Origin of the sequence: Emticicia aquatica (assembly GCF_923079645.1) — a bacterium.
GTDB lineage: Bacteria > Bacteroidota > Bacteroidia > Cytophagales > Spirosomataceae > Emticicia > Emticicia aquatica.
In genome coordinates this window covers 111,705-137,758 of record NZ_CAKLPY010000002.1, presented here as the reverse complement: position 1 = coordinate 137,758, position 26,054 = coordinate 111,705, and the positions used below count along the sequence as shown (strand labels likewise).

At 34.4% G+C, this 26,054-nt stretch carries 26 protein-coding genes; 12 read left to right on the top strand and 14 right to left on the bottom strand.

Annotated elements, in window-relative coordinates:
• The first annotated feature begins 123 nt into the window (after positions 1–123).
• The 3 genes from MJQ71_RS10330 (at position 124) to MJQ71_RS10320 (ending at position 5,392) form a co-directional block, all read left to right on the top strand.
• Complete coding sequence (locus tag MJQ71_RS10330; protein WP_238806537.1) at positions 124–2,952, top strand: TonB-dependent receptor; 2,829 nt, start codon at positions 124–126, stop codon at positions 2,950–2,952.
• Positions 2,953–3,007: 55 nt separating this feature from the next.
• Complete coding sequence (locus MJQ71_RS10325) at positions 3,008–4,759, top strand: beta-helix domain-containing protein (protein ID WP_238806536.1); 1,752 nt, start codon at positions 3,008–3,010, stop codon at positions 4,757–4,759.
• 81 nt (positions 4,760–4,840) lie between these two features.
• Complete coding sequence (locus MJQ71_RS10320) at positions 4,841–5,392, top strand: hypothetical protein (RefSeq protein ID WP_238806535.1); 552 nt, start codon at positions 4,841–4,843, stop codon at positions 5,390–5,392.
• 178 nt (positions 5,393–5,570) lie between these two features.
• On the opposite strand, the gene MJQ71_RS10315 is transcribed toward MJQ71_RS10320, so the two are convergent.
• From MJQ71_RS10315 to MJQ71_RS10305, 3 genes are all read right to left on the bottom strand, one after another.
• The gene (locus MJQ71_RS10315; RefSeq protein ID WP_238806534.1) at positions 5,571–6,059 is read right to left on the bottom strand and encodes a DUF4494 domain-containing protein; all 489 of its coding nucleotides are present in this window, start codon (positions 6,057–6,059) and stop codon (positions 5,571–5,573) included.
• A 109-nt stretch (positions 6,060–6,168) separates the two neighbouring features.
• The gene (locus MJQ71_RS10310) at positions 6,169–7,296 is read right to left on the bottom strand and encodes a glycosyltransferase family protein (RefSeq protein ID WP_238806533.1); all 1,128 of its coding nucleotides are present in this window, start codon (positions 7,294–7,296) and stop codon (positions 6,169–6,171) included.
• A gap of 30 nt (positions 7,297–7,326) precedes the next feature.
• Entirely contained in the window at positions 7,327–8,169 is an 843-nt protein-coding gene (locus MJQ71_RS10305; protein WP_238806532.1) for a UDP-2,3-diacylglucosamine diphosphatase, read from the bottom strand.
• Between the two features lie 164 nt (positions 8,170–8,333).
• Here MJQ71_RS10305 and panC point away from each other — a divergent pair, with 164 nt between their 5' ends.
• From panC to MJQ71_RS10270, 7 genes are all read left to right on the top strand, one after another.
• Entirely contained in the window at positions 8,334–9,176 is an 843-nt protein-coding gene (panC, locus tag MJQ71_RS10300; RefSeq protein WP_238806531.1) for a pantoate--beta-alanine ligase, read from the top strand.
• A gap of 113 nt (positions 9,177–9,289) precedes the next feature.
• Positions 9,290–10,120, top strand: a complete 831-nt coding sequence (locus tag MJQ71_RS10295; protein ID WP_238806530.1) for a helix-turn-helix transcriptional regulator — start codon at positions 9,290–9,292, stop codon at positions 10,118–10,120.
• Positions 10,121–10,199: 79 nt separating this feature from the next.
• On the top strand, positions 10,200–10,700 hold the full coding sequence (locus MJQ71_RS10290; RefSeq protein ID WP_238806529.1) for an SgcJ/EcaC family oxidoreductase: 501 nt from the start codon (positions 10,200–10,202) through the stop codon (positions 10,698–10,700).
• A gap of 88 nt (positions 10,701–10,788) precedes the next feature.
• On the top strand, positions 10,789–11,340 hold the full coding sequence (locus MJQ71_RS10285) for a cupin domain-containing protein (RefSeq protein ID WP_238806528.1): 552 nt from the start codon (positions 10,789–10,791) through the stop codon (positions 11,338–11,340).
• A 42-nt stretch (positions 11,341–11,382) separates the two neighbouring features.
• On the top strand, positions 11,383–12,213 hold the full coding sequence (locus MJQ71_RS10280) for a helix-turn-helix domain-containing protein (RefSeq protein WP_238806527.1): 831 nt from the start codon (positions 11,383–11,385) through the stop codon (positions 12,211–12,213).
• A 139-nt stretch (positions 12,214–12,352) separates the two neighbouring features.
• Positions 12,353–14,227: a C1 family peptidase gene (locus MJQ71_RS10275; RefSeq protein ID WP_238806526.1), complete on the top strand. Its 1,875-nt coding sequence runs from the start codon at positions 12,353–12,355 to the stop codon at positions 14,225–14,227.
• 15 nt (positions 14,228–14,242) lie between these two features.
• Positions 14,243–16,168: a caspase family protein gene (locus MJQ71_RS10270; RefSeq protein ID WP_238806525.1), complete on the top strand. Its 1,926-nt coding sequence runs from the start codon at positions 14,243–14,245 to the stop codon at positions 16,166–16,168.
• Between the two features lie 45 nt (positions 16,169–16,213).
• Here the strand turns inward: MJQ71_RS10270 and MJQ71_RS10265 are convergent, their stop codons facing one another.
• The 11 genes from MJQ71_RS10265 to MJQ71_RS10215 form a co-directional block, all read right to left on the bottom strand.
• A complete protein-coding gene (locus tag MJQ71_RS10265) occupies positions 16,214–16,960 on the bottom strand; it encodes an NIPSNAP family protein (RefSeq protein ID WP_238806524.1) in 747 nt (248 codons plus the stop codon).
• Positions 16,961–17,243: 283 nt separating this feature from the next.
• Positions 17,244–17,435 carry a cold-shock protein gene (locus MJQ71_RS10260; RefSeq protein ID WP_238806523.1) on the bottom strand — a complete coding sequence of 64 codons (192 nt, stop codon included), beginning with the start codon at positions 17,433–17,435 and terminating at the stop codon, positions 17,244–17,246.
• Between the two features lie 141 nt (positions 17,436–17,576).
• Positions 17,577–18,299 carry a nitroreductase family protein gene (locus MJQ71_RS10255; RefSeq protein WP_238806522.1) on the bottom strand — a complete coding sequence of 241 codons (723 nt, stop codon included), beginning with the start codon at positions 18,297–18,299 and terminating at the stop codon, positions 17,577–17,579.
• Positions 18,300–18,508: 209 nt separating this feature from the next.
• Complete coding sequence (locus MJQ71_RS10250) at positions 18,509–18,703, bottom strand: cold-shock protein (RefSeq protein ID WP_238806521.1); 195 nt, start codon at positions 18,701–18,703, stop codon at positions 18,509–18,511.
• A 90-nt stretch (positions 18,704–18,793) separates the two neighbouring features.
• On the bottom strand, positions 18,794–19,330 hold the full coding sequence (locus MJQ71_RS10245) for a VanZ family protein (protein WP_238806520.1): 537 nt from the start codon (positions 19,328–19,330) through the stop codon (positions 18,794–18,796).
• Positions 19,331–19,451: 121 nt separating this feature from the next.
• Positions 19,452–19,808 (bottom strand): DUF2200 domain-containing protein, encoded by a 357-nt coding sequence (locus tag MJQ71_RS10240; RefSeq protein ID WP_238806519.1) that lies wholly within the window; start codon positions 19,806–19,808, stop codon positions 19,452–19,454.
• 246 nt (positions 19,809–20,054) lie between these two features.
• Positions 20,055–20,945 (bottom strand): NAD-dependent epimerase/dehydratase family protein, encoded by an 891-nt coding sequence (locus MJQ71_RS10235; RefSeq protein ID WP_238806518.1) that lies wholly within the window; start codon positions 20,943–20,945, stop codon positions 20,055–20,057.
• Between the two features lie 2 nt (positions 20,946–20,947).
• Positions 20,948–21,421 carry an RES family NAD+ phosphorylase gene (locus MJQ71_RS10230; RefSeq protein WP_238806517.1) on the bottom strand — a complete coding sequence of 158 codons (474 nt, stop codon included), beginning with the start codon at positions 21,419–21,421 and terminating at the stop codon, positions 20,948–20,950.
• Positions 21,421–21,921, bottom strand: coding sequence for an Xre family toxin-antitoxin system antitoxin (locus tag MJQ71_RS10225; RefSeq protein WP_238806516.1), 501 nt, complete (start codon positions 21,919–21,921; stop codon positions 21,421–21,423). The genes MJQ71_RS10230 and MJQ71_RS10225 overlap by 1 nt, the downstream gene beginning before the upstream one ends.
• 178 nt (positions 21,922–22,099) lie before the next feature.
• Positions 22,100–22,792 carry a hypothetical protein gene (locus MJQ71_RS10220; protein WP_238806515.1) on the bottom strand — a complete coding sequence of 231 codons (693 nt, stop codon included), beginning with the start codon at positions 22,790–22,792 and terminating at the stop codon, positions 22,100–22,102.
• A gap of 23 nt (positions 22,793–22,815) precedes the next feature.
• Entirely contained in the window at positions 22,816–23,502 is a 687-nt protein-coding gene (locus MJQ71_RS10215) for a hypothetical protein (RefSeq protein WP_238806514.1), read from the bottom strand.
• A gap of 328 nt (positions 23,503–23,830) precedes the next feature.
• Here MJQ71_RS10215 and MJQ71_RS10210 point away from each other — a divergent pair, with 328 nt between their 5' ends.
• Both MJQ71_RS10210 and MJQ71_RS10205 read left to right on the top strand, forming a co-directional pair.
• On the top strand, positions 23,831–25,012 hold the full coding sequence (locus MJQ71_RS10210) for a hypothetical protein (protein WP_238806513.1): 1,182 nt from the start codon (positions 23,831–23,833) through the stop codon (positions 25,010–25,012).
• A 101-nt stretch (positions 25,013–25,113) separates the two neighbouring features.
• On the top strand, positions 25,114–26,028 hold the full coding sequence (locus MJQ71_RS10205) for a PfkB family carbohydrate kinase (protein WP_238806512.1): 915 nt from the start codon (positions 25,114–25,116) through the stop codon (positions 26,026–26,028).
• The last annotated feature ends 26 nt before the right edge of the window (positions 26,029–26,054 follow it).

Below are 26,054 nucleotides of genomic sequence, written 5' to 3'. Positions count from 1 at the left end.
AGTAATTTATAATCATAACTAACTCGTAACATTGAATTAACATTCAGTTAATATTGGTTTCAGACCTTTGCACTCGAAATTAGACACCAAAGCAGTATAAAGGTTTATACACCAATATCAATTATGAATATCAAATCAAATCTCTCGTTTATCTTTCTTTTTTCATTTTTTTCATTTATTTCTTTTGCTCAAACAGGCGTTGTTAGGGGTACAATTAAAGATGCAGCAACCGATGAAGACATAATTGGAGCAGCAATTAGAATAGATGGTTCAACATTAGGTGCAGCAACTGACATTAACGGTTTCTTTTCTATTTCTAGAGTGCCAGTTGGTAAAAAGAAAGTGATTATTACTTATGTCTCTTATAAAACTAAAGAAATAGAAATTACTGTTGAAGCAGATAAGGTGATTGAAATAAATACAACACTACTTGAAGATAAAGTGGTTTTGCAAGAGGTAAAAGTAGTTGCCAACAGAATTACAGGAACTGAAGTTTCGGTGATTTCTGAAATCAAAGCTTCGCAAATGGTTGTGAGTGGAATTTCTTCAGCTCAAATTGGAAAAACACTTGATAGAAATGCGGCAGAAGTTGTAAAGCGTGTACCAGGAGTAACAATTTTTGGTAATCGTTTCATTAACATTAGAGGGTTAAATGAGCGTTATAATACAGTAATGTTGAATAACGTATTTACACCAAGTATGGAAACTGATGTACGTTCGTTTTCATTCGACATTATTCCAAGTAATCAAATTGACCGTATTTTAATCTTCAAAAGTCCTGCTGCCGAATTACCTGGTGAATTTTCGGGCGGCGTTGTGAAAATCTTCACGAAAAGTATTCCTGACCAAAACTTCTTAACGGTTGATTTTGGTGGATCGTACCGTGAAGGAACGACTAGCAAAAATTTTCTTGAACCTCAACACGGCAATAATTATTGGACAGGTTTTAATGATGGTTACAGCGATTTGCCAAAATATTTCCCTACAACTAAAAACGAAATTATCAATGCAAGTGCAGAGCGTTTAGCTCAAATTGGTCAATCTTTGAAAAATAACTGGACTCCTTTGCAATCAACGGCATTACCAGATTTACGCTTATCGTTGACAGGTGGATTTAAAATTCAGAAAGGAGCTTTAAGAATTGGTAATTTTTCTGCTGTAAATTATAGTAATAGCTACACAAACTTTGATATGCAACGCAATGACTATGAATTTAGTCAAATTATGAAAAATGGCGAAGCTGGCGAAGTTTTCAATTTTTCAGACCAACAATATACACATGCAGTACGTTTAGGTGTTTTGCACAATTGGGCTTTCAGATTGAATGATAATAATACAATTGAATTCAAAAATTTATTTAACCAATTAAGTAACGGTCAATTTGTCAATCGTACTGGTTTTGATAGCGGTAATAAATGGAATATTCGTTCATTCGACCAAGTTTATCGTGGAATTTATTCAGGGCAATTGGTTGGAAAGCATACGTTAGTTAAAGATAAAACTACTTTAGATTGGGTAATTGGTTACAATAATTCGTACCGTGACCAACCAGATTATAAGCGTTTTAGATACAATTTGGACGGAACAACACCAATATTACTTGTTCCACAAGGTTCGGCACAAACTTTCAACTTAGGTAGAACTAACATCAAAATGCTAGAAAGTGCTTATTCGGCAGGTTTAAATTTAGTTCAAAAAATAGTGGTTAAAAAAGCAGCTCAAAAAGAAGACAATAAAGAATTAGAGCTGAAAGCAGGTTTTTATTATGAGCTAAAAAACAGACAGTTTGATGCCCGAAATTTGGGTTATGTTCAAGGAAATAGTTCAACTTTTAGTACTGGAGAATTACCAATTGACCAAATATTTGCTGCTGCAAACATCAATAGTACAACAGGCGTAAAAATTGATGAGCAAACCAACCCGAACGATTCTTATTCAGCTCACAATAAATTGTTGGCATATTATTTTTCAGGAAATTATTCTTTGACAAAAAGATTGAATGCAATTGTAGGAGCGAGAATTGAAAGTAATAGCCAAAAATTAGACAGTTATGATTTGGTTCGTAATCCACTCAATTATAATAATACTAAAACAAATGTTTTGCCATCGGCCAATATTACTTATAATTTATCAGAAAAATCTTTGTTTCGTGTAGCTTATGGACAAACATTGAATCGTCCTGAATTCCGTGAAATTGCTCCTTTTTCATTCTACGATTTTGTAAACAATCGTAATATTACAGGAAATCCTAAGTTAAAAAATGCTCATGTTCAAAATGTTGATTTCCGTTATGAGTTTTATCCAACTCCATCTGAAGTAATAAGTATTGCATCTTTCTATAAAAGCTTTAAAAATCCAATTGAAGTAGTTTTTGCAAGCGGAGCTAATCCAAACTTGAGCTTTGACAACGCTGAAAGTGCATACAGCACAGGAATCGAACTTGAAACACGTAAATCATTAGAAACGCTTACAAAATCAGCTTTTATAAGCAAATTAAGCTTGACTTTCAATGCAGCATTTATTTATAGTCGTGTAAAATTAAACTCTGCTATTGCTGCTAATCAATCAAATAACCGTCCGTTACAAGGGCAATCTCCTTACGTAATTAACGGAGGAATCGGTTATAATGATGCCAAGAAACAATTACAAATCAATGTTTTATACAATGTAATCGGAAAACGTATTTATGCTGTAGGTAACAATTATGGGTATCAATATCCAGATTGGTACGAAATGCCAAGAAACGTAATAGACGTAACATTCTCGAAAGGTCTTGGTAAAAATCTCATCTTAAAAGGGGGTATTACAGATATTTTGAATGCTAGAAATCTAGTGCTTCAAGATGGAAATCAAGATAAAAGCTTTGATATAAATAAAGACCAGATTATTCAATCGTATAGAGCTGGGCGAGTTTATTCATTGGGATTGTCTTACACGTTCGATAAGAAGTAATTTCTTTAAAACTCTATATTCCAAAAAACCAAAATTCAGAAAAACAATGAAATTAATGCAAACAAAAATTACAAAGGCTTTGGTAATGATGCTTTCAATGGCGTTGATTTTCACAGCTTGTAAGAAAGATGAAGAAATTGCTCCTGCTCCAACAGTATCAACAGGTGCAGCTTTATCAGGCATTCCTGGTGCAAAAGTATCTCTCTCAGCTACTATTTCAGCTCCAGGCGGCTTGAAATCTGTTACTGTTTTGAAAAATGGTGCTGCTTTTGATACAAAAACTTTTGCTGGCGAAACAGCTGCTACTTATACTAAAGAATACACAGTTGAAAATTTAGCGGCTGGTACGATTGTTAATTTTACAATACAAGTAATTGATAACGCTAATCAATCTTCAGGTTTAACAACTATTCCTGTAACTGTTACTGCTGTTCCACCAACGCCGATTGTTGAGGTTAAAGGTGTTTTAGAAGGAAACGTAACTTGGACTGCTGATAAAATCTACAAATTAGTTGGTTTTGTTCGTGTTGGTCAAGAAGATGTTTTTGGAACAATCACTAAAACAGGTACATTGACAATCGAGCCAGGTACATTAATTATCGGTGACCGTGCAACAAAAGGCACTTTGGTTATTCAACGTGGTAGCAAAATTATTGCAAATGGTACAGTTGATAAGCCAATTGTAATGACATCAGAAAGAAATCCAGGTGAAAAAGAAGCTGGTGACTGGGGTGGTTTAGTAATTTGTGGAAAAGCTCCAAACAACTTACCTGATGATGCAAAAAACCGTGAATTAGAAGGTGGATACGGTGCATTCCATGGCGGAAGTGATGCCGCTGATAACTCAGGTTCGTTGAAATATGTACGTGTTGAATATGCAGGAATTCCAGTTAATCCAAACCAAGAAATTAACTCATATACTTTTGGTTCAGTTGGTAGCGGAACAACCGTTGATTACGTTCAGGCTTCTTATGGATTAGACGATTCATTTGAGTGGTTTGGTGGTACAGTTCAATGTAAACACTTAATTGCATACCGAGGTTTAGATGATGATTTTGATACAGATAATGGTTTTAGTGGCTATGTTCAATATGCAGTAGGTATTCGTGGAACTACACAAGCTGACCAATCTGGTTCAAATGGTTTTGAGTGTGATAATGATGCGGCGGGTTCTTCAAATACGCCATTTACTTCAGCAATTTTTGCAAACGTTTCAATTATCGGTGCAAAAGGTAAAGCTGAAACTTCAATCAATGTTCAGTTCCAAAATGGTGCTCAATTAAGAAGAAATAACAAACAAAAATTGTATAATACTTTCATTACAGGTTATCCTAATGGCGTATACATTGACAGTCAAAGAGGTAATGCTAAAGGTAATGCTGAAAATGGTGAGATCGCTTTAGAAAATGTTGTTTTAGCTGGCGTTGATGGCTGGGGAACTAATGGATGGGGACAAGGTTTTGCAACAAACCCTAAAGGATTTGCAGTAGCGGATGCCGAACAGAATACTGCATTAACTCCAATTTTGATTGGTACTCAAAAACCTTCAGAATGGTTTGTAACATTGAAAGGAAATAAAATCCTTGCCAATACTAGCAAAACAGGTTTGAGTTCAACTCTTTGGGGAGCAGGAACACCAACTTTCACATTGACAACAGGAACTTCAGAATCTTTGATTGGTGCATCTTTACCAGCATCTTTACCAGCATTCTTTGATAAAACTGATTTCGTAGGTGCATTCAAAGATACTGATTGGACTAAAGGTTGGTCAGAGTTTAACCCACAGTCAATTAAATATGTAAAATAATTGATAGTCAATTTAACCACTCCGAAAATTGATGTTTTCGGAGTGGTTATTTACAAAAATTCATCAACCAATTACACCAATATGAAAAAAAGTGTCTTTCTTTTGTTAGCACAATTGTGCTTATTTTCATGCCAAAGCAATACGAATAAAGTCTCCAAATATTTTAGTGAAAACGATAGAGACACCCTACTCACCAATATCATCACTTTTGTTTATCTAAAACCAACTTACGCAGTTAATGCTACTCGTTTCCAACCACAATTTAGAAAATATTACGTTCAAAGTTTACCAAAGTTTTCACTCGAAAATTATTTTATAGCACCTGATAGTACACATTATTTTTTCTTGATTCGTCCTGTAGGCAATACACTAAAATACCGTAGAGGTGTTTTAGGGAAATTCAAGTTGAAAAATGGTTCTTTAATGCCTACAGATTTTGAAGAAGTTATCAATACGCCACATTTAGAAGAAGCAATTGTGAAGGAAAGAGGGGCGTTTTTATTTAAAGAATTAGCCAAAAATGGCAATCTTGATAAGTATTTGAGTATGAAACATTACATCGAATGGCCAGATTCAACTTTAGTTTATGACAAGAAAACCAATGAATGGGTAGGTAGAAAGTCGAAAAACTAGATAATAATATTTGTGAAAACAAAAAGATTATCAGCTTATGGCTGAGACTTGAATCAACTAATTGATTCATATTGGTGTTAAAATCAGAAAAATCGGAGGCTATGCTTCCGATTTTTTTTGTTGTAGATAGCATAAAAAAGAGTCGAATAAGTTTATATTCGACTCTAAATTTTGAAAATTAGGCATTCCCCAAAACCTCAGCTAATGGCTTGAAATTGCCATTTTTTAATATTTTTTCTTCTGGTTTTTCGTATGGAATAATTTCTAAAATATTAGTAATATTTATGTCCGTAATTTGATAATCCTCTACTGTTCCTAGTCTTTCCACCAATAAATTATATGCTTCCAAAGGTGTTGCGGCATTGATAAGCATATTGAAAGGCGTTCGTTTTTCTTTTTGTGCTTTTTCATCAAAACTAATAAAATTTACCTTCAATTTATACCAAGTTTCGGAGCCACTTTCCACAAAAAAGACTTCACTAATTTTCATTCTTGAAAGACCAAAGAGCTGAAAATCAGGCGTATTTGATGCCACAGTTTCGTAAATTCGTGCTTCGGCATCGGTGTAAGAAACGGCATCTACTAAATATACTTCCGTTATTTTAATTGTTCTATCTTTTTCATCTACCTTTTGGTAGCGAATTTTTCCTTGATACCAATTCGACATTTGTTATGGATTAAATGAATAAATTTGTTTTAACCCAACAAAGGTACAGGCATTAAATGAAAATAGAAAAACTAATTATCCACCATTTTTGCACCGATTTTTTTAAAAATTAAGTATTTCCAAATGAGAAAGTTGGCACAATTTCCTCTTGAACTGAAAAAATAGTCGAAATTTCACGCAAGAAAATCCTTGAAACTTGTGCTTGCCAATGTTGAAAATCTTGACTAATGTTTTGATGATGAGGTATATAATTGATAAAATCTGTTAAATCGAATTTCACACCTGTAATGCCCGCACCTGCTCGTTTGGCATCAATGGCGTTGCAGGCTTGTTCATAGTGTTTTGGTACAGGAATCATCAATGTAGGCTTGCCTAAATACATGGCTTCACAAACCGATTCAAAGCCTGCCGTTGTGACCAATCCTTGACAGTTTTGCATCATTTTCAAGAATTTTTGTCCATTAATTCGGTGAAAATGAAGGTTTCTCGAATATTTGTAAACTTCTGTATTTTGTGGTTTATCCCAAAAACAATGTACTTTTATTTTGGTGTTTTTTGAATGCCATTTGATTAGTTCATCGGCCAATGAATGTTGGGTGACATAAACCAAAATAAAATCTTCTTTGCTTGTTTGTAGTTGAGAAATTTCGGAGCGGAGTAGGGGCGGAATAACATAAATTCCATGTTTTGGGTCATTATTGAATGGTGTGAATGAAAGTGCAAACTTTTTTGAAGCTCCCAAAGCCGTTATGAAGGTGTTTGTATTGACCAATAATTTGTTTAACCAATGTTTTTTGGGATGTTCAAAATCTTGATGCAACAATAAATATTGATGAGCTATACAAACCATAGGAACTTTTGGACGAAATAAAAATTGGTGTAAACCGCCCAAAACATCATAAAAATTGATGATAATATCAGGATTAAATTGATTGATACTGGTGTTTATTTTTTTAAGACTTGACACATATTTACTTATATTTAAAATACCATTGATAAGTGTTTTACGAACGTTTAAAGCTTTTGTTTTACGGCAATAAACCAAACAAGGACTCACAAATGCGACACTTGGATATTTAAAATTATCTTTAAAAAATGACGGAATAGCTTCACCATCAGCACTTCCAACCAATGCCCCAACAACTTGGTGCTTATTGTTTTGGAGCATTTCGGCAAGAGCAATGGCTTGCGTGAGGTGTCCTCGACCTTCGCCTTGAATGATGAAAAGATACTTCATAAATGTTAACCGCTTAAATGAGATTATGTATTACAATGATGCAGCGATTCGAGGTAAAGAAAATTTTTCTTTTTCTACATGTTCATTGTCGTCATCATCCATATCACTTTCGATGGATGATGAAACATCGCTCGTAGAGTAGTAAATCAAACTCCAATTTCCATCAAAATCTTCAACCAATGCCGACATTGTTTCTACCCAATCGCCAGAGTTTAGGTATAAAATGCCGTTAATTTCACGAATGGCGGGTTGATGGATATGCCCGCAAATAATGCCATCACAACCTTTTGCTTTGGCTAAATCAGAGAGTTTTTCCTCAAAATCATTCACATAATTTACCGCCATTTTAACTTTTTGCTTCACAACCTGCGAAAGTGAATAGTAAGGAAGTCCACGGCTTTCTCGATAATGGTTGTAATTTTTGTTGAGCCAAAGCAGGAATGTATAACCTAAATCACCCAAATGAGCGAGCCATTTCATGTTAGTCGTAATGCTATCGAAAACATCGCCATGAGTGATATAAAATTTTTTGCTACCAGATGACAAAATATAATCTCGTCGAATTTGGAACTGTTTACCGACGACCAAAGGCAATATTTGGTCAAGAAAATCGTCGTGATTTCCTCGAAGATAGATAACCTTGGTATCGTGTTTATCCATCATTTTTAGTACAACTCTAAAAAATGAAGTGTGTTTTTTCTTCCAATTTCCGTATTTTTTTAACTGCCAACCGTCAATAATGTCCCCATTCAAAATGAGGCGTTCACATCGGTATTGCTTCAAAAATTCGGTTACTTCTTTGGCCTTTGAGCCACTTGTGCCTAAATGAATATCGGAAAGCACGATAGTACGGAAATGCTTATGTTTTTTCATACTAACAAATTTCTGAAATTGTTATAAAGTATTTATTAGCAAGACATTATGAAAATGTAAAGAATGTTTTGTAGGATGAAATTCAATATGTGTTTTCGAGAAAATTTGCGATAATTATAAGTCGAATCAGTAAAATGTATGATATTTGAAAAAAAATATATTAGATGCTTATTTTAAATACGATAAAAGAAACCCAAGAATTTCTTAAAAATCAGCAAAGAGCAGGTAAAACAATTGGTTTTGTACCAACGATGGGAGCTTTACACGCTGGTCATATTTCGCTCATTGAACGAGCAAAACAGGAAAACGATTTAGCTGTTTGTAGCATTTTTGTCAATCCAACGCAATTCAATAATCCTGAAGATTTGAAGAAATATCCACGTACTTTAGAAAAAGATTGCGAAGCACTTTTACCAGCAGGTTGCGATGTTGTTTTTGCTCCATCAGCAGAAGAAATGTATCCAGTTTTACCACAATTACGTATGGATTTTGGCAGTCTAGAAACCGTGATGGAAGGGAAATTCAGACCAGGGCATTTTAATGGCGTCGGAATTGTGGTGAGTAAATTATTCAACATAGTAAAACCCGAAAAGGCTTATTTTGGACTAAAAGATTTACAGCAAGTTGCGGTTATTCGTAGAATGGTACAAGATTTAAGTTTTGATGTAGCAATAATTCCTTGTCCAACTTTGCGAGAAACAGATGGTTTGGCAATGTCTTCACGCAATACTCGACTTTCGACTGAAGCTCGTGCTTTAGCACCGCAGATTTTTAAGTCTTTGACTTTAGCCAAAGAAAAATTACAAACTGGAGCAAGCGTTTACGAAATGCAAATTGCTGTGAATGAACATTTTGCTAAATTCCCAGCTTTTGAATTAGAGTATTTTGAGGCATCAGATTTTGATACTTTACAAGCAATTAATAAAAAAACAGTTGAAGGAAAAACAGCTCTGTGTATCGCTGCGTTTTTGGATGGCGTGCGATTGATAGATAATATTGTATTTTAATAATTAGGCGGCAATAGAGATTTGCCGCTTAATATATTTTTTAAGTTTAATTAGTCAAAAAACTTAAAATTGATTTTTTTAACCCGAAATTTGGTAAAGAAAATCCAACAAATATGTTTCACAAAGTTTACAAACCAACGATTGCTCTACGTGAATTTGTGAATAATATCATGATTTTTCGCTTAGAATTGGACAATAATCAGCCACGTCCAGTTTTTTCTTTTCCTCCAATGCCAGAGCAATGTTTGTACTTTTATCCGTTCGATTCGCCAGAAAGTGAATACCTAACCAGCAATAAAATAGTTAAACTCAACAAAAGCATTGTTGTTGGCCCACAAGTAAACCGAATAAAATTGAAGATGAACCACAATAATTTTACAATTAAAGTGGGTTTTCAGCCAAGTGGATTATACAGACTTTTAGGGATTCCGATGAATGAATTGCCAATCGATGAATCATTGGATAGCTGTTTTGTGTTGGGCAATGAAATTAAGTTTATCAATGAACAATTGTCTGAAACACAATCGTATGATAAAATGATTGAAATAGTAGAAGCATTTTTATTGAAAAAACTACAAAAATTACGGCCGAAATTGCCCTTAGATAATGTTTTGCCTTCAATTATTGCAAAAGGTGGATTGATAAATATTGATGATTTAGCCTCTCAAGCGTGCGTAAGTACTAGACAATTAGAACGTCAATTTCAGCAACGTGTTGGTATTCAGCCTAAATTTTACGCTCGACTTACACGTTTTGCGAAGGCTTGGGTCATGAAAGAAAATATAGCGGATATTAAATGGACAGCCATTGCTCACGAATGTGGTTATTTCGACCAAATGCACTTGATTCGCGATTTTAAATCGTTTTGTGGAGTTGCACCTTCCATTATTGAAGATGAGTTTAAGGCTACACCCTATTTGCTTAGAAATCGACTATACTACTAAATGTTGTCGGATTTGTACTATTTCAACCATTCAAAATCCAATAGTTTTGTGATCAAGTTTTAACTTTAAACAATTGATTATGAAACGATTAATTATCTCAGTTTTGTTTTTAACGTGTACCATTTCTGGGTTTTCTCAAGTCAAATCTGCCGATGAAATTGCTGTCGAAAAACAGATTGACGCACTTCTTGTAAGTTGGAATAATCATAATTATGCTGATATTGCTAATTATGCTACCGAAGATTGCGATTGGGTGAATATTGTTGGAATGTGGTGGAAAAACCGCAAAGAAGTACAATTTGCTCATCAAACTTTCCATGAAGGGATGTTCAAAAATGTAAATCTTGTAAAAAAAGCAGTTCATACCAGAATTATCGCCAAAGATGTAATTGTTGCACATCTCGAACAAAGAATTGGAGCATACATTTCTCCGTCTGGAACGGTTTTTCCCGAAGCAGATAATTTGACTTTGATGATTTATGTGAAAAAAGGTGAAAAATGGTTACTAACTGCTGCCGAAAATGTAGTTGTGGTTGAGCAAGCACAGAAAAGTAATCCGATTAATAAGATGCCAAAATAGCAATATGTCGATTTTTTACCACTAAAGTATAGCTTCGTAAGTGAAACTTTGTATCGAAATGTTTATCAAACCTAATTAATTAAACAAGATGATGCAACGTAGAAACTTCATTCAGGCTACTTTGGCTGCATTCCCAGTGATTGCAACTTCGACAAAAATTTCGGACAAAACTCGTACGGCAAAAAGTTTTACCGTAGGTAGCGGCAAAGACCGATTCAATCAGCCAATTAAATATCGAGGTGTAAACCCCAATGATGTAAAGATTTCATCAAAAGATACTGATGGACAGCTATCTGTTTTTGAATACGTGGGTTTTCAGAAAATTGGTCCTCAATTACATGTCCATTTTGACCAAGATGAAATTTTTTATATTGTTGAAGGAGAATATTTATTTCAAGTAGGCGACGAACGCTCAACTCTCAAAGCAGGTGATACGATTTTCTTGCCAAGAGCAGTACCGCACACATGGTTGCAACTTACGGATAAAGGTAAATTGGTGTATTTTTTACAGCCTGCGGGAAAAATGGAGGAATTTTTCAAGAAAATGAATGAGTTACAAGGCCCGCCAACACCAGAATTGATTCAACAAATTCATCAAGCACATGGAATGAAAGTTCTTGGCCCACCAATTACTTTGTGAAAAGAGCTAAATTTGGTAAATTGAATCAAAAATGATAGTGCTATGCCATTTTTTTATGATTTACAACCCAGTTTAGCTTTGCGTGAGCACGTAAGAATGTATAGGTTTATGCACTTGTCATTTACCGATACCACCTTGCCGCCAGCAAAGGCATATCCGCCACGACCAGAAGTGACTTTGAGTTTTTATCCAAGAGACTCTGAAAAGGTAAGTTATGATGATGGTAGAGCGTTGCCTTCGGTTCGGTCTGCACTTATTGGGCAACAAAGTGTGGTGAGTCATAGGCACGTTGGTAAAGAGTTTTTGATGGTTCAGGTAGTTTTTCAACCTGGTGGATTATATCGTATGATTGGTATTCCAACGATTGATTTGAATAATCAATATTTTGATGCTGAAGCGGTTTTGGGGAATGAAGCAAAAGCTTTAAATCAGCGATTGATGAATATCGAAGATTTCCCAAAGATGATTCCTTTGGTAGAAGAGTTTTTGTTGGGTTTGGTCAGAAAATCTACTTATGAAATTCGCCCAATTGATAAAGTTGGCATCACGATGCTCCATAATGTTAATCAATATTCGCTTGATTGGTTAGCAAAAGAATCTTGTTTGAGTGTGAAACAATTTGAACGAAATTTTAATGAACGCATTGGTATTAACCCCAAATATTTTGCTCGAATCATCAGATTTGATAAAGCTTTTAGAATGAAAAATGCATTTCCGAATAAAGATTGGCTAAGTATTGCCCTCGATTGTGGTTACTACGACTACCAACATTTGGTGCGTGACTATAAAGAATTTACAGGTATGACTCCTGCTAATTTTTATATGCAAGATACGCAATCGCCTGAGCGTAAATTTGGAATCGTTGAAACTTGAGTAGTATAATATAAAACTTTTGTGTTTTCCTGTAAACCAATAAATTAAAAATAAATGGAGTCTTGTTAAAATCCTGATAAACGGCTGTTTATCAGGATTTTTTCTAACTTTACACTCTTAATAAAAAATTTGTTTTTACATGAAAATTCTACTCTCGATTTTATTGAATTTATTGATTCTAAACACCATTATAGCTCAAAATTTTGTAATTGAAGTAAAAGGAAAAGTAACTAAAAATGGTTTGTCCCTAAAAAAAGGCGACCAAATAGGTAATAAACAAAAGTTAGTTTTTGAACCAAATGCCGAAATTAGGCTACTTACTACAAAAGGCGATTTTTGGTTTTCGGGAAATAATCCTAAATCAAGTATTCTTGAATTAGATGCCTTGATAAAGGAAACGATGCTTACGACTGGAAATCAAAGTACGAGAGGTTTCGGCGAATTGACGAATGCACAAATTGAAGGAGATTTGGCAAATCTTATCTCTTTATTGAAAATTGATAAAAATAATTTTGACGAAAATTTTCATCAATATATTGAGCCATATTTGCAAACACGCTATTCAGCTACCGAAAATAGTCGTGTAATTGATATTTTGCAAAATAAATTTAATCTGACTATTCCACGTACATTAGGTGCATTGCGTGACGAAACACGCTACCAACAAGCACCACAAGCTGCAAGGTTAGTTACTCGTTCTTACACTTCATTACCATCGAGTTATTCTATTAAGCAATATTGCCCGATTCCCAAAAACCAATCTTTTAGTGATTGTGTTGGTTGGTCAACTACTTATGCGGCACGAACAATCTTGTACGCCATTCAGAATAAACTTACAAATAAGCAATTGATTACTTCCGAAACTTTTGCTCCTTCATTTACTTATAGCCAAATAAAATTAAACCCAGCCGATGCGGTTTGTAATAAAGGGACATACATAGAGTCGGCAATGAAATTATTGAAAAAACAAGGAGCCGTTAAGTACGATGAATTTGAGTATGCTTGTTCGCCAAGGATTGATAATGAGAGTGTTACGAAGGCATCTAATTATAAAATCAAAGAATACAAACGTCTTTCAGATGGATATAATGCTGATAAAAGGCTTATGGCTGAAGCTATAAAAAAGAGTTTGACAGAAAACAAGCCTGTTGTAATTGCCATTGAAGTGTATGATTCTTTTCATTTGAACGCCAAGAATTCGTATGCTAAAACCGAAGTTTGGAACGGAGTAAAAGATAAAATGACTGGTGCTCATGCCATTACGGTTGTTGGTTATGACGATTCAAAGTTTGGTGGGGCATTTGAATTGATGAATAGTTGGGGAACATTTTGGGGAAATGGTGGTTTTCTTTGGGTGAAATACAATGATTTTGCTGATATTACTTATGAAGCATACGAAATGTCAGGAAATGACATGAATGCTCCCGAACCACAGCCTAATGTTTTAGGAAAAACTGATTTTGCAGGAAGTTTCCGAATCGTATTGGCCGATGGAACAGAAATGCCAGTTCAAGTAAATAATTCGATAAGTGATTTTAATAATTCTGTGGTAGAAAAAAGTACGTACACTGTTACAAAACCATACAGTTCAGGTACTCAATTTAGAATTAATTTCACAAACAATCAGCCAGCTTACGTATATTTGATTAGCTATGGCACATCAACCAAAAATGTAAATTCTATTTTTCCATTTCAAGGTTTCAGTGCATATTTAGACTATAAAAGAAATGAAGTAGCAATTCCTAATGAAGAATATCTGATTCAGATGGATGATAATATTGGCACAGATTATTTATGTATTTTGTACGCAAAAGAAGAATTGGACATTCGGTCAATTAGCCAACAAATGCAAGCAAAATCAGGTGGCTTTAACAGCAAACTTAAAGCTGTTTTAAAGGATAAATTGGTGGATGGAACAAACATCAAATTTCAAACAAATAAAGTTAATTTTGAAGCAAAATCACAAGGAAAAACCGTTTTGCCAATCGTTATTGAGGTAAAACATACCAACTAAATTTTAAATGAATTCATGAAAAATATTTTTTATATACTGATTTCTTTTCTTTTGAGTCTAGCATCATACGCCCAAGAAACGAATTATTATACCAAAGGAGTTGAATATTATAATAATGCCGATTATGCAACTGCCATCAGTCAGTTTGACATGGCCATTGCTCGAAATTATACTAAAATTTATGATGTTTATACCTATCGTGGGCTGTCAAAATACAGATTAAAAAACTACGAGGAATCTTTTAAAGATTATCAACAAGCTATTACGGAATTGAATAAATTAGGCTATAATTCGGTCGATAAAATGCCTGAGGCTATCGTAAAAGCTTACGGAACTTCCCTTTATGACCGTGGCTTAGTGCAATATTATCGAGGGCAATATTCTGATGCAATCAAAGACATGAATTATGCTTTATTATATCGTTTTAATCCAGGCTTATGTTATTTGCAAATTGCTAATGCAAACTATGCTTTGGCCGATTATTCAAAAGCTATCGATAATTATACAACCGCAATGGGATATTCGCCGAAAGATTACTCGTTGTATTATTGGCGTGGAGCTGCTTATACGGGTTTGGAAAAATGGCAACAAAGTGTGCTTGATTATGACCGTTATTTGACCAATTATCCTAACGATGCTTACGGTTATCATTATAGGGCTTATGCGAAAATAATGACAGGAAATATAAAAGAGGCAATTAGTGATGTGACAAAGTCAATTGATTTAAAAATCAAAGATTTATCGTTGCCTTACCGAAATTTAGGCTTGATTTATTCTAAATTAGATGATTGTAATTCTTCAATAGAATCGTATAAAACGGCTCTTTCTATCAATCCAAATGATAATTTTAGTAAACAAAATTTAGCTTATATTTCTAATAAATGTAATAATACAACGCAAAATCCGACAAATAATGTTGTTAAAGTTGCAGCACCAAGCATTTCATGGATTTATCCAAAAGAAGAAAGTGTTGAAACTTCAGAAAATGTTTTTACCGTAAAAGCCTGTGTAAATAGTAGCGAGAAACCCGACATGCAACTTTATGTGCAAGGAATTGACGTGGCATCAAGAGACTTTGTGATTGTGCCAACAAAGCAGCCAGATTGCCCTTATCGTTTTGAAAAACAAGTGACTTTGCCAACCAATGCGAGTAGCGTTTCTTTAAAATTTATTGCTAAAAATTCTGGAGGAAGCTCAGAATCAAAACGGACGGTTTATAAAACAAAATCGTCTAATCCGATGGCGGTCGAAAAACGAATTGCATTATTGATTGGTAACGCAAATTATAAAGTGAAGCCATTAAGCAATACTTTGAATGACATTGACGATATGGCCGCAAAGCTTGAAAGTATGAATTTTAAAGTAGTAAAATACAAAAACCTAACTTATGAAAGCATGAGTTTGGCATTTATCAAGTTTGGTAAAGAATTAGCTGATTATGACGTAGGAATGTTTTTTTATGCAGGACATGGTTTGCAGAATGGTTCGGGAACAAATTATTTAGTTCCTGTCGATGCCGAACCAATCCGAACTGAGCAAGATTTTAATAAATATTGTGTTGAAGTTGATGATTTATTTGGACAAATGAAAAAGGCCAATTCAAAAGTCAATATCATTATTTTGGATGCTTGTCGAGATAATCCGTTAGATACTCGTTCGTTTACAAGAGGTACTGGCACGAGGGGGTTGTCAGCTCCGATGGAACGTCCGCAAGGTTCATTTGTTTTTTATGCAGCTCAAGCCAATCAGACCGCCTTGGAAGGAAACGGTGAACGCAACGGTGTTTTTACAGGAGAATTATTGAAAGTAATAGATAAGCCTAATTTAAAACTAGAAGATGTTGTGAAAGAAACATCAAAAGCGGTTCGACAAAAAACCAATGACCAACAAAAACCATCTTGGTATTCCGAATTTGATGGCGATTTTTACTTTAAACATTAAATAAAAAAGCCCACTGAAAGCTATGTTTCAATGGGCTTTTTTATATTATTTTATTGTTGAAAAATCAGTTGGTGTCATAAATATTGACTCCACTTTTTCTACGATTTTGCCATTTTTTTCTGATTCGTCTCGTACTTTTATCCATTTTGTATCTTTTCTGAATGCATCAAATGAAGCTTTTGCAGCCTCTTCGCTTTTATGAGCCAAGATATAAACCAATCTTGCTTGTGTGCCTTCTTTCTCGATACTTTTCCAATAAGCAATGTTTTGCATACCGTGTTTTTTGAAAAGTTTTAAAGTATGATTTCTGAAACGAGCCAATACATTGTCAATATTATTTGGCGTTCCTGTATAGATTCTTAGCTCAAACATTCGCTCAGGATTTTTTACTTTTTCTTTTATTTTTGGAGAAAAATCAGTGGCATTCATAAAAATCGACTCAACTTTTGCTACAATCTTGCCATCTCTTTGCGACTCTTCGCTTACTTTTTTCCATTCTGGATCAGCACCAAAAGCCTTCCATGAAGCGTCACGGGCTTCTTTGCTTGGGTAAGCCAACACATAATATAAGGCATTTTTATCATTCTGAACAGGCACCCAGTAGCCAATATTTGTCATACCGTGGCGTTCAAAAATTTTGGTAGTATGGTCTCTAAAACGAGTCAATAAATTTGGAAGTCGGCCTGGCTCGCAATAATAAATACGCATTTCAAAATAGCGATTATCTTGCTTTTGTGCAAATACCAAGTTGCCAGCACTCATTAGAGCAACTAATAGAAGTAATTTTTTCATTGTTTTTGATTGAAGGGTTGAATTTTATCTAACAAAGGTATTTCTTAGAACAATAGCATGATGTGTTTTGTTGGATTTTTATTTTTTTTTTATTTCTAGAAACTTATGAAGTAAGAGCTTTGAATGAAAAAACTGTTCAAAGAATGGCTTACATTACTAATTTTTGAAAATAGCTAAACAGATACTTTACAAAGAGAACGAAAAAAGCTCAAATATTTATAATATTTGAGCTTTCATTTCAACGCTTAACTACTTTTTATTTAAGAATATTAAGTGCTTAGTGCTAAGCTAATCTTACTTGAACAGCCGTTTTTCCTTTTTTGCCATCTGAAACTTCGTATGTCACTTCATCTCCTTCTTGGATTTCATCAACTAAGCCTGAAACATGAACAAAAACTTCTTCACCATTCTGATTATCTTTGATAAACCCAAATCCCTTGGTTGTATTGAAAAACTTTACAGTTCCTATTGGCATAATTTCTTTAAATTTATAAATCTATTAATTGTTTTTGGCAAATGTATAAATCATTTACCAAAAAACAATTATGCAGTCCTAAAAAGACTCTTGTTAAGGCAAAAAATGAATCAGAATTCGTGAAATAATATGATAAACTTTTCAAATTTCTTTATAAACTTCATTGAAAGGAACTCTCATTCTATCTCCCCAAACGCCATGTTCTTCTCTAATACCGCATGAAATAACCATATTGATTTCTGCACCGAAGGGTAAATTCAAGATGCTTTTTACTTTTCTACTATCAAAGCCTTCCATCGGACAAGTATCATAATGCTCATTTGCCATTGCTAACATAAACGTTTGAGCTGCCAAAGCACACGTTTTATGAACAACAACCCTCACGTCATTTTCGGATACTTGATAAACAATTGCTCTGAAAAGTCCAACGACGTTTACAATGATTTTTCGGATTAGCCCTAAAATTCCTAAAAAGCGGCCATATAAAAATGGAATTACTTTTCCATAGTACATTTGCCATCTTTTAATCCTTTTCTCTTGTTTCTCACTTGGGGTGTTTTTTAGTACATTTTGAGTTTCCAACTCCATCATCTTTTTGGCTCTCTTTTTATAAAAATCCTGCCTTGTTACAAAAACTACCATTTGCTGGGCTGTTGTAGCAGCCATTTGGTCTAAACAAGCTACCGAGAGTTGTTTTAGTGTTTCTGGATTCGTTATGTGATAAAACTCCCAAAGCTGCATATTAGAGCTGTTGGGCGATAAAGTTGCTAGTTCTATACAATGTTTTACTTTTTCTGCATCAATCGGAAGATTTTTGTAATGTCTTACTGAGCGTCTGTAATTAATTATTTCTTCTAAAGTCATTTTTTGTTATTCGTTTGTAGATGTCTTGACAACGGTTTAGAAATACTTTATCGAATTTTTTGGTAACGATTTTAATGCTTTTTGATTAAATTTTTTAGAAAATTATGCACAAAAAAAGCCATTCTAAGAACGGCTAACATATCGACTGATAATTTCTTTACAGATTTATTTTGAAGTCGAATTGACGTTTTCCCAAAGGTCATTCAGAATTACCCAATTAATTTAACATTAACTGCATTTGCTCCTTTTTTTCCTTGCTGCACTTCAAACTCCACTGAATCATTTTCTCTAATTTCATCCTTCAAACCTGATACGTGAACAAAAAATTCTTCACCAGTTGCATTATCTGTAATGAATCCAAATCCTTTTGTTAAATTAAAAAATTTTACTTTACCTTGTTTCATTTTTTTATTTGTTTTTTATGCAAATATAAAAATATTATTGTGAATTAATTGAAATTTTATTTGTTACAAGCACTTTTATGCGAGAAATTGTTACTTCCTAAACATCAATAATCTGTTTATTTTTAGATATAAAAGTGTTGCAACGATTAAGATTGTACCTATTGTGGCAATAATATTGATGAGTTTTTGGGCTTTAACTGGACTATTAAAAGCCTTTTCTAATCCTTTATAAAGTATCAATCCGATGATTCCGCCAAAAGTATTATTGATAATATCGGTGATATCGAAAGCTCCGATTTTCAAAACAAATTGGCACACTTCACAGAATAAACTCACCAAGAAAAACGAGGAAACCTTTCGGGCGGTAGTCAGTTTTTTGAATAAAATACCTACATACAAACCAAGCGGCATGAAAATCAAGATATTCAAGAATATTTCGTTGTAGTCAATTCGTCCATTGTAGAGTAAAGGCTCTCTAAATGGTATAAAATTAACATTTCTCGTTCCTTTATAAGTGAAAGATATGTTTAGCTTCAAGACAATAATCCAGAAAAGAACGGCTGAATAAATGGTTAATAATAAGGTAGTTAGCTTATTTGTGAGCGTATTATTTTTTTGAGAATTCATGTTTTAAATGACTGAAAGTTGATACTGAAAATAAAGACATTACGATTCTATTTCATAGAGTATTTCTCTGTGAAACTCTGTGCGGGCGGCGAACCGCTTCTCCTTGCCTACGAGGTTAAAATTAAGCGATTCTCAAAATTTTCTCTAGCTTTTTTCCCTTCGCCAGTTCATCAACGAGTTTATCGAGATACCTAGCTTTTTGTGTCAAAGGATTTTTAATCTCTTCTACACGATAGCCACAAATCAATCCTGTAATGAGATGAGCATTTGGGTTTAATGTGGCATTTTGAAAAAAAACTTCAAAGGAAGATTTAGCATCAATTTGTGCTTGCAATTTATGCTCATCGAAACCTGTCAGCCATTCAATTACTTGGTGTAATTCTGCTTTTGTTCGCCCTTTCTTTTCAACTTTGGCGAGATAGAGTGGATAAACCAACGCAAATGTCATTTCCGCTATGCGTTCATCATGTGATTTCATTGTTTTTTTATTTAGGTAGCTGCCATTATCATAATTTATCAACAAAACTATGCCATGAAGTTACACAAAATTTAAAAATGTTGTAGAAATACCTAAAAATGTGATGAATGAGCAGCTAAACAACCTTATTAGAGGTTTTGAATGATTTGAATGGGAAGTTCTTGAAAAGAATTTGAAATGTATATAAAAAAGCCTCAAAGTCTAGTTTCTAAAAACTTTGAGGCAGTAGGTTTACTAAATATTTATTCAGTCTAATTGTACATATTTCCGCCAGTTATGCTGCTCTTTGAATCCTAACATTTCACGGATTTTTCGATTGGAGAATAGTGCTTCATGCTCTTCTAATTCACGCGTAATTGGTACATTTGGGAAAAACCTTTCGGCCAATTCTCTGCTCGGAACAATAGCTCCATTATGGTCATTTCCAGCATTGAAAACCTGATAACCCAAACCATCTTTTTTCAAGCATAAATCTACTATTTGACCCAAATCTCGGGCATCAATATAACAAAAAGCATTTCTACGACGTACTTCTGGATTTTTGAAATAATGAGGAAAAAGCTCGTATTCATGCGGTTCAATCACATTTCCGATTCGAAGTGCATAAATATCATAGCCCGAACGTAGTTGAAAACTTCGTGCCGTTTTTTCATTCACAACTTTCGATAATCCATAACTATCCATTGGGTCAACATCATAGTCTTCTTCTAGTGGCAATACTTTTGGGTCGGTTTCACCATCCGCAAAACAAATTCCGTAGGTTGTCTCCGATGACGCAATGATGATTTTCTTAATTCCGAGTTTAACCGCCGCTTCAATTACATTATAAGTTCCAATGGTATTGACCCGAAAAGTTTCGTTATCGGGTTTGATTAAAATTCTAGGAACTGCTGCAAAATGAACAACTGCATCAAATTTCGGTACGCCATTGCCAGCTTCGAGTTCGTGCAAGCCTGTGTAAGAACTCATGGCATTAAACATTTGTCCAGAATCTGTAATGTCTGCTATTAGATTATCAACTTTGGGGTTCTTTAAGGGTGTAAGGTCAACGTTTAGTACTTGATGTCCTTGCTCAATAAGATACGGAATCACGTGTTTACCAGCTTTCCCTGAGCCACCTGTAAAAAATATTCGCATCTTTATTTATTTGTTTTGAATCTTGTGTCAAATTTCATTGGATTTACACTACTTACTTTGATTTTCATCGCATCAGGATGATTAGGGTTTATCAGATAGTTGAATTCCTGTGGAATAATACTACTCGGAACTTTCAGAATTGCTGCTTCATTCTGCAATACAAAATCATCTCCAATAGTTTGAGTGGTTAATGTGGGAGGTTTGGCATCCCAATCTTGTGTAAGGTCTTGAATGTTGACTTCTAAAATAATGATGTCGTTGGGTATTTCTATTTCGACATAATATCTGTCAGTGGGTAAATCTTCGCTTAAATCTAAATGAACCGAAACTTCAAGTGTTGCTAATGCTCTGCTTTCGGCAGTATAAACAAGTTTAGTGTTGAAGCTATTCCATCTATACCCTTTTGCCATTGAAGCACCAATACCGCTCAATGTAGTTTCTAAGTATTTTTCTCTTTCAACTCTATATACTTTCATCAGGCAAAATTTCCGTATTCGATTCTGTTTAGGCAGAATTGTACTTCATCAATTCCTGTAATGGTGTCCAGTAAGCTTTCAGGCGTATTTCCTCCAAGCGATAAATTTGGCTTTTTCAGCCATCTTTGAAACTTTTCTTCTTCGTTGTTGAATACTTCTATACCATAGTCGATTAGCTCCGTAATCAGCATAATTAGTTCACTATCTCTGCTATCAAGCAAAGAATGTTCACTTTTTTTCTTGTTGTAAGTAGTTTGAGGAAGTCCAACGATTGACAACACCGATTTAACAGGTCGATTGAGTCTTTTGCTAATGGTTTCGATAGAATTATATGGAATTCCTTGTCTGATAATGCCAACGCGTTCTATTTTATTAGCCCAAACATACGTTTTTCCATCCGAAACTAAAGTCCATTTTTTTTCATTCTTTTTAACTTCCGAAGCCTTCGTTATACTTGCTTTCGTATTAAAAGGCAATGTTTTGATGATTGTATCAGACATGATATAACAATTTTGTTGTAAATAAGCAACAAAATTGCTGTTTTTACAAGTTTTTGAAGAAATTTTTGCCGTATTGCTTCTATTTCACTTCTTAAAACAACAACGACACTGACCGAAAACTTCATTACCGATTTATTATCAGCCGAAAGAACAAAGAAATTCTTAAATTGAGTTATATTCAACAAATGAGTAACAATCGCACAGTTTTTTCCTTTGGAGCACGATGAACACATGGAGGTATTTTACTTTTAGGATAATCTATCGCCAATCTCCACATCTGTCCGAGACCTAAGCTAAAAGGGACTGTATTGGGTTTAGCTTGATAGTGTAAATCAAAGAAGTTTTCGGTTAAAAAGGTTTCAAACCCTTCATCGTTTCCATCATATAGTTTTTTGAGTTCATCACGTATTTCAGGAATCAGTATTTTTTGTATGGCTTCCGAATTTGGCAATATTTCACTCGGATCGCCATAGTAAGTACATAAAATGGTATCAGTTGGCACAGGAGAACTATCAACATGAAAAGAGTAAACATCAGTTGGAAAAAACGGGTAGTCATCGTCTCTGTCGTAGTATTTGATTACATTAAGCACTGGAGCCGCACCATGTGCCGTCAATAGCTGCAAGTCGTTTAATATAATTTCACGAGCGAGTTGCCCTTGTTCACTCAATGTAAGTTCACAAAGTTGCTCTTCATCAATTACGGTTATATTTTCGTTTATTTCTACCTTACTAACAATCTCAGCAAAATCACCTATTAGATTACGCATCCAGCCAATCGCATTTTTTTCTCTATCAAATGGCGTTGAAACAAGCTCGTGAAAATTTGTGACACGTAGAATTTGATTTTCAACTTGAGATAAATCTATCATATTGGCAATAAGCACGAATAAAATCAATTAATGAAAATGTTAGGGATAGTCAGAGGAATAACTAATTTTTGGTCTTTTCCATTACCTTCATATTCAAAAAGAAAGGCTAAATTTATCTCAATATTAATACTGTTTTCGGAAATATCTTTAAACTGAATAAAATTCAAATCAACAGGATTATGAGAACCAAAAAGATAAATACTTTGACCAAATGTGTCATCTTCAAAATCTATACGCCCCTTTTTGATGTGTTTTTCTGTAATTTCAAGAGGGTCAAATTCCAAAACTCCATTTTCACAAACGTAATCATGAATGAGGTAAGGTAATATTGGTAAGGTTAATTTATAAGTCTTATCCTCATTTTTTTCAAATACAATTTCACCAAATGGGATTTTCTTTACCGATTTGAATTTCGTCAAATCAGCTTTTACCGATTCTAATTTTTTTTGCTTTTCTTTCGCTTCTTCAAGCATAATTTCCTTGTACGTTTCTCCCTTTTCAAACCGCTCAAAAATAACTTTTATCTTTTCCGTATAAGCCTTCGCTTTCAATTGCCATAAAAAATATAATTGTTCGTAATCCCTTAAATCTGAAGACTGTAAAGTATATTCTTTCATAATAAAGCCAAAAGCTTTTGCCTTCGAAAGCACTGGCAATATTTTTTCTAAATTTCTTTCTTCGTATAATTTCCAAAATTCTTTACGAGTCATTTTTTTTAGTTTTTATAGTGAAATTTGATTTGTTTTCTCCTTAGTTTGAATGAAGCTGTCGTAATAAACTACACTTTCAGGAAAATATTGTTAATATTAGAAAAAAGTCATTGAATTGGAAAATCTCTCTAACAATTGTCAAATTTTCTTATACAATCATTCCTAATAAATGTATAAAAGTTGATTATATAATTCCAAATTTTGTAACCCCAAACCAAATAATCAAAACGATATTTATCTTTCGGTAATACCTGAGTGCTTCTTAGTCCCTTAGTGGTAAAAAAACATTCAAAAGCTTTATCTTTGCATTCATAAATAGTAATTGAGTATGCAAATCATAGAAGTAGGAGAGAGCCGAAAGCTACAAAAGGCATTTTTAGAATTTACTTCAAGCCTTTATAGAGGTAATAAATACTGGATTCGTCCGCTCGACAATGATATCGAAAAAATTTTTGACCGCACCAAAAATCCACTTTTCGATGGAGGAGATTGCGTCCGTTGGTTGGCTCTTGATGAGTCGGGTAAGACTATCGCACGAGTGGCAGCTTTTATCAATCCAAATACAGCCAATCAAAATGACCAGCCAACAGGTGGTATGGGCTTTTTTGAATGTATTGATAATCAAGAAGTTGCGTTTGCAATGTTCGATAAATGCAAAGTTTGGCTACAAGAGCGAGGCATGGAAGCGATGGATGGCCCAGTGAATTTTGGCGAGCGGGATAATTGGTGGGGGCTACACGTTGACCCGCACGATGCCGAGCCAACTTGGGGGATGTTTTATCACCAAGATTATTACCGAGCGTTTTTCGAGAATTACGGTTTTCAAGATTATTTTCAGCAATATACATTCTTGCTGCCGATTCCTGAAGTTGAAGCTCGTAAGGTTGTTCGTCCTGCTTTATTCGAGATTGCTAATCGAATTTATAATACACCAGGGTATGATTTTAGGCATGTAAGCAAAAAAGAATTACCCAAATTTGCCGAAGATTTTCGCATAATTTATAACAAAGCTTGGGCAAAAAATATGTCAACAGGTGAAATGACACCTGAGCGTGCAGCGGCCATCATGCAAACCATGAAACCTATTTTGGAAGAAGAATTGATGTGGTTTGGTTATCATAACGACCAGCCGATTGCATTTTTTATCATGATTCCCGAATTGAACCAAATCATCAAGCACATCAACGGAAAATTGAATCTGATAGGCAAAATAAAGTGGTTATATCATACGCTCATGAAAACCAATAAAAAAGCTCGTGGCGTAATTTTTGGCGTAATTCCCGAATACCAAGGTCGTGGCATCGAATCGGCCATTGCTTTATCGTTTTCGAGGGCTTGTTGGGTGCCAAATTATCAGTACGAAACCCTCGAACTTAATTGGATTGCTGATTTTAACCCAAAAATGCTCAAAGTAACACAAATGCTAGGAGCAAAAAAATACAAGACTTATATAACTTACCGCTATTTGTTTGATAGAAATAAGGAGTTTAAGCGTTGTCCGCCAATCTAAAAAAAGACTTTTAAGCTCTAAAAAAAGATAAAAAATTTACTAACTTTGCAAAAAGAAGATATTTTTCACTAAATAAGTCCTCTTATAGAGGTAAATTATCTATGTCATTACTTACAGTAGGTTCGGTTGCGTTTGATAAATTGGAAACGCCATTCGGGAAAACAGATAAAATTATTGGCGGAGCAGCCACTTTCATCACACTTACTGCTTCATATTTTGTAAAAGAAAATAACCTTGTTGCCGTTGTTGGTGAAGATTTTCCTCAAGAAATGATTGATACGTTGGTTAATCATGGTGTCAATGTGGAAGGTCTTGAAATCAGAGAAGGGGAGAAAACTTTCTTTTGGCATGGGCGTTATCACAACGACATGAACAGCCGTGATACAGTGGATGTACAGTTGAATGTGATGGAACATTTCGACCCGAAAATTCCTGAGTCTTTCCAAGATTGTGCGTTTTTAATGTTAGGAAATACAGCTCCTGCTATTCAGCACCTTGTTTTGAAGAGATTGAAAAATCGTCCTAAATTTGTATTGCTTGATACAATGAATCTTTGGATTGATATTGCCTTAGATGATTTGAAAGCATTATTAAAAGATGTTGATTGTGTAACCATTAATGATGAAGAGGCTCGTATGCTTTCGGGTGATTATTCGTTGCGTCGTGCGGCAAAAACTATTATGGCGATGGGACCGAAAACCCTTATCATCAAAAAAGGCGAACATGGTGCATTATTATTCCAAAATGATGATATTTTCTACTGTCCAGCATTGCCATTAGAAGAAGTTTTTGATCCAACTGGTGCGGGCGATACATTTGCAGGTGGCTTCATTTCTCATCTTGCCAAAACTGATGATTTAAGCTTTGAAAATATGAAACGTGCCATTGTTTATGGTTCGGCAATGGCTTCATTTTGCGTAGAAAAATTTGGTACAGAGCGTATCCAAGATTTATCACAAATCGAAATTGCAGCGAGAGTTGAAGAATTTAGAAAATTAGCAACTTTTGAGTTGTAAAAACAAATATCGGTCGATAGACAATT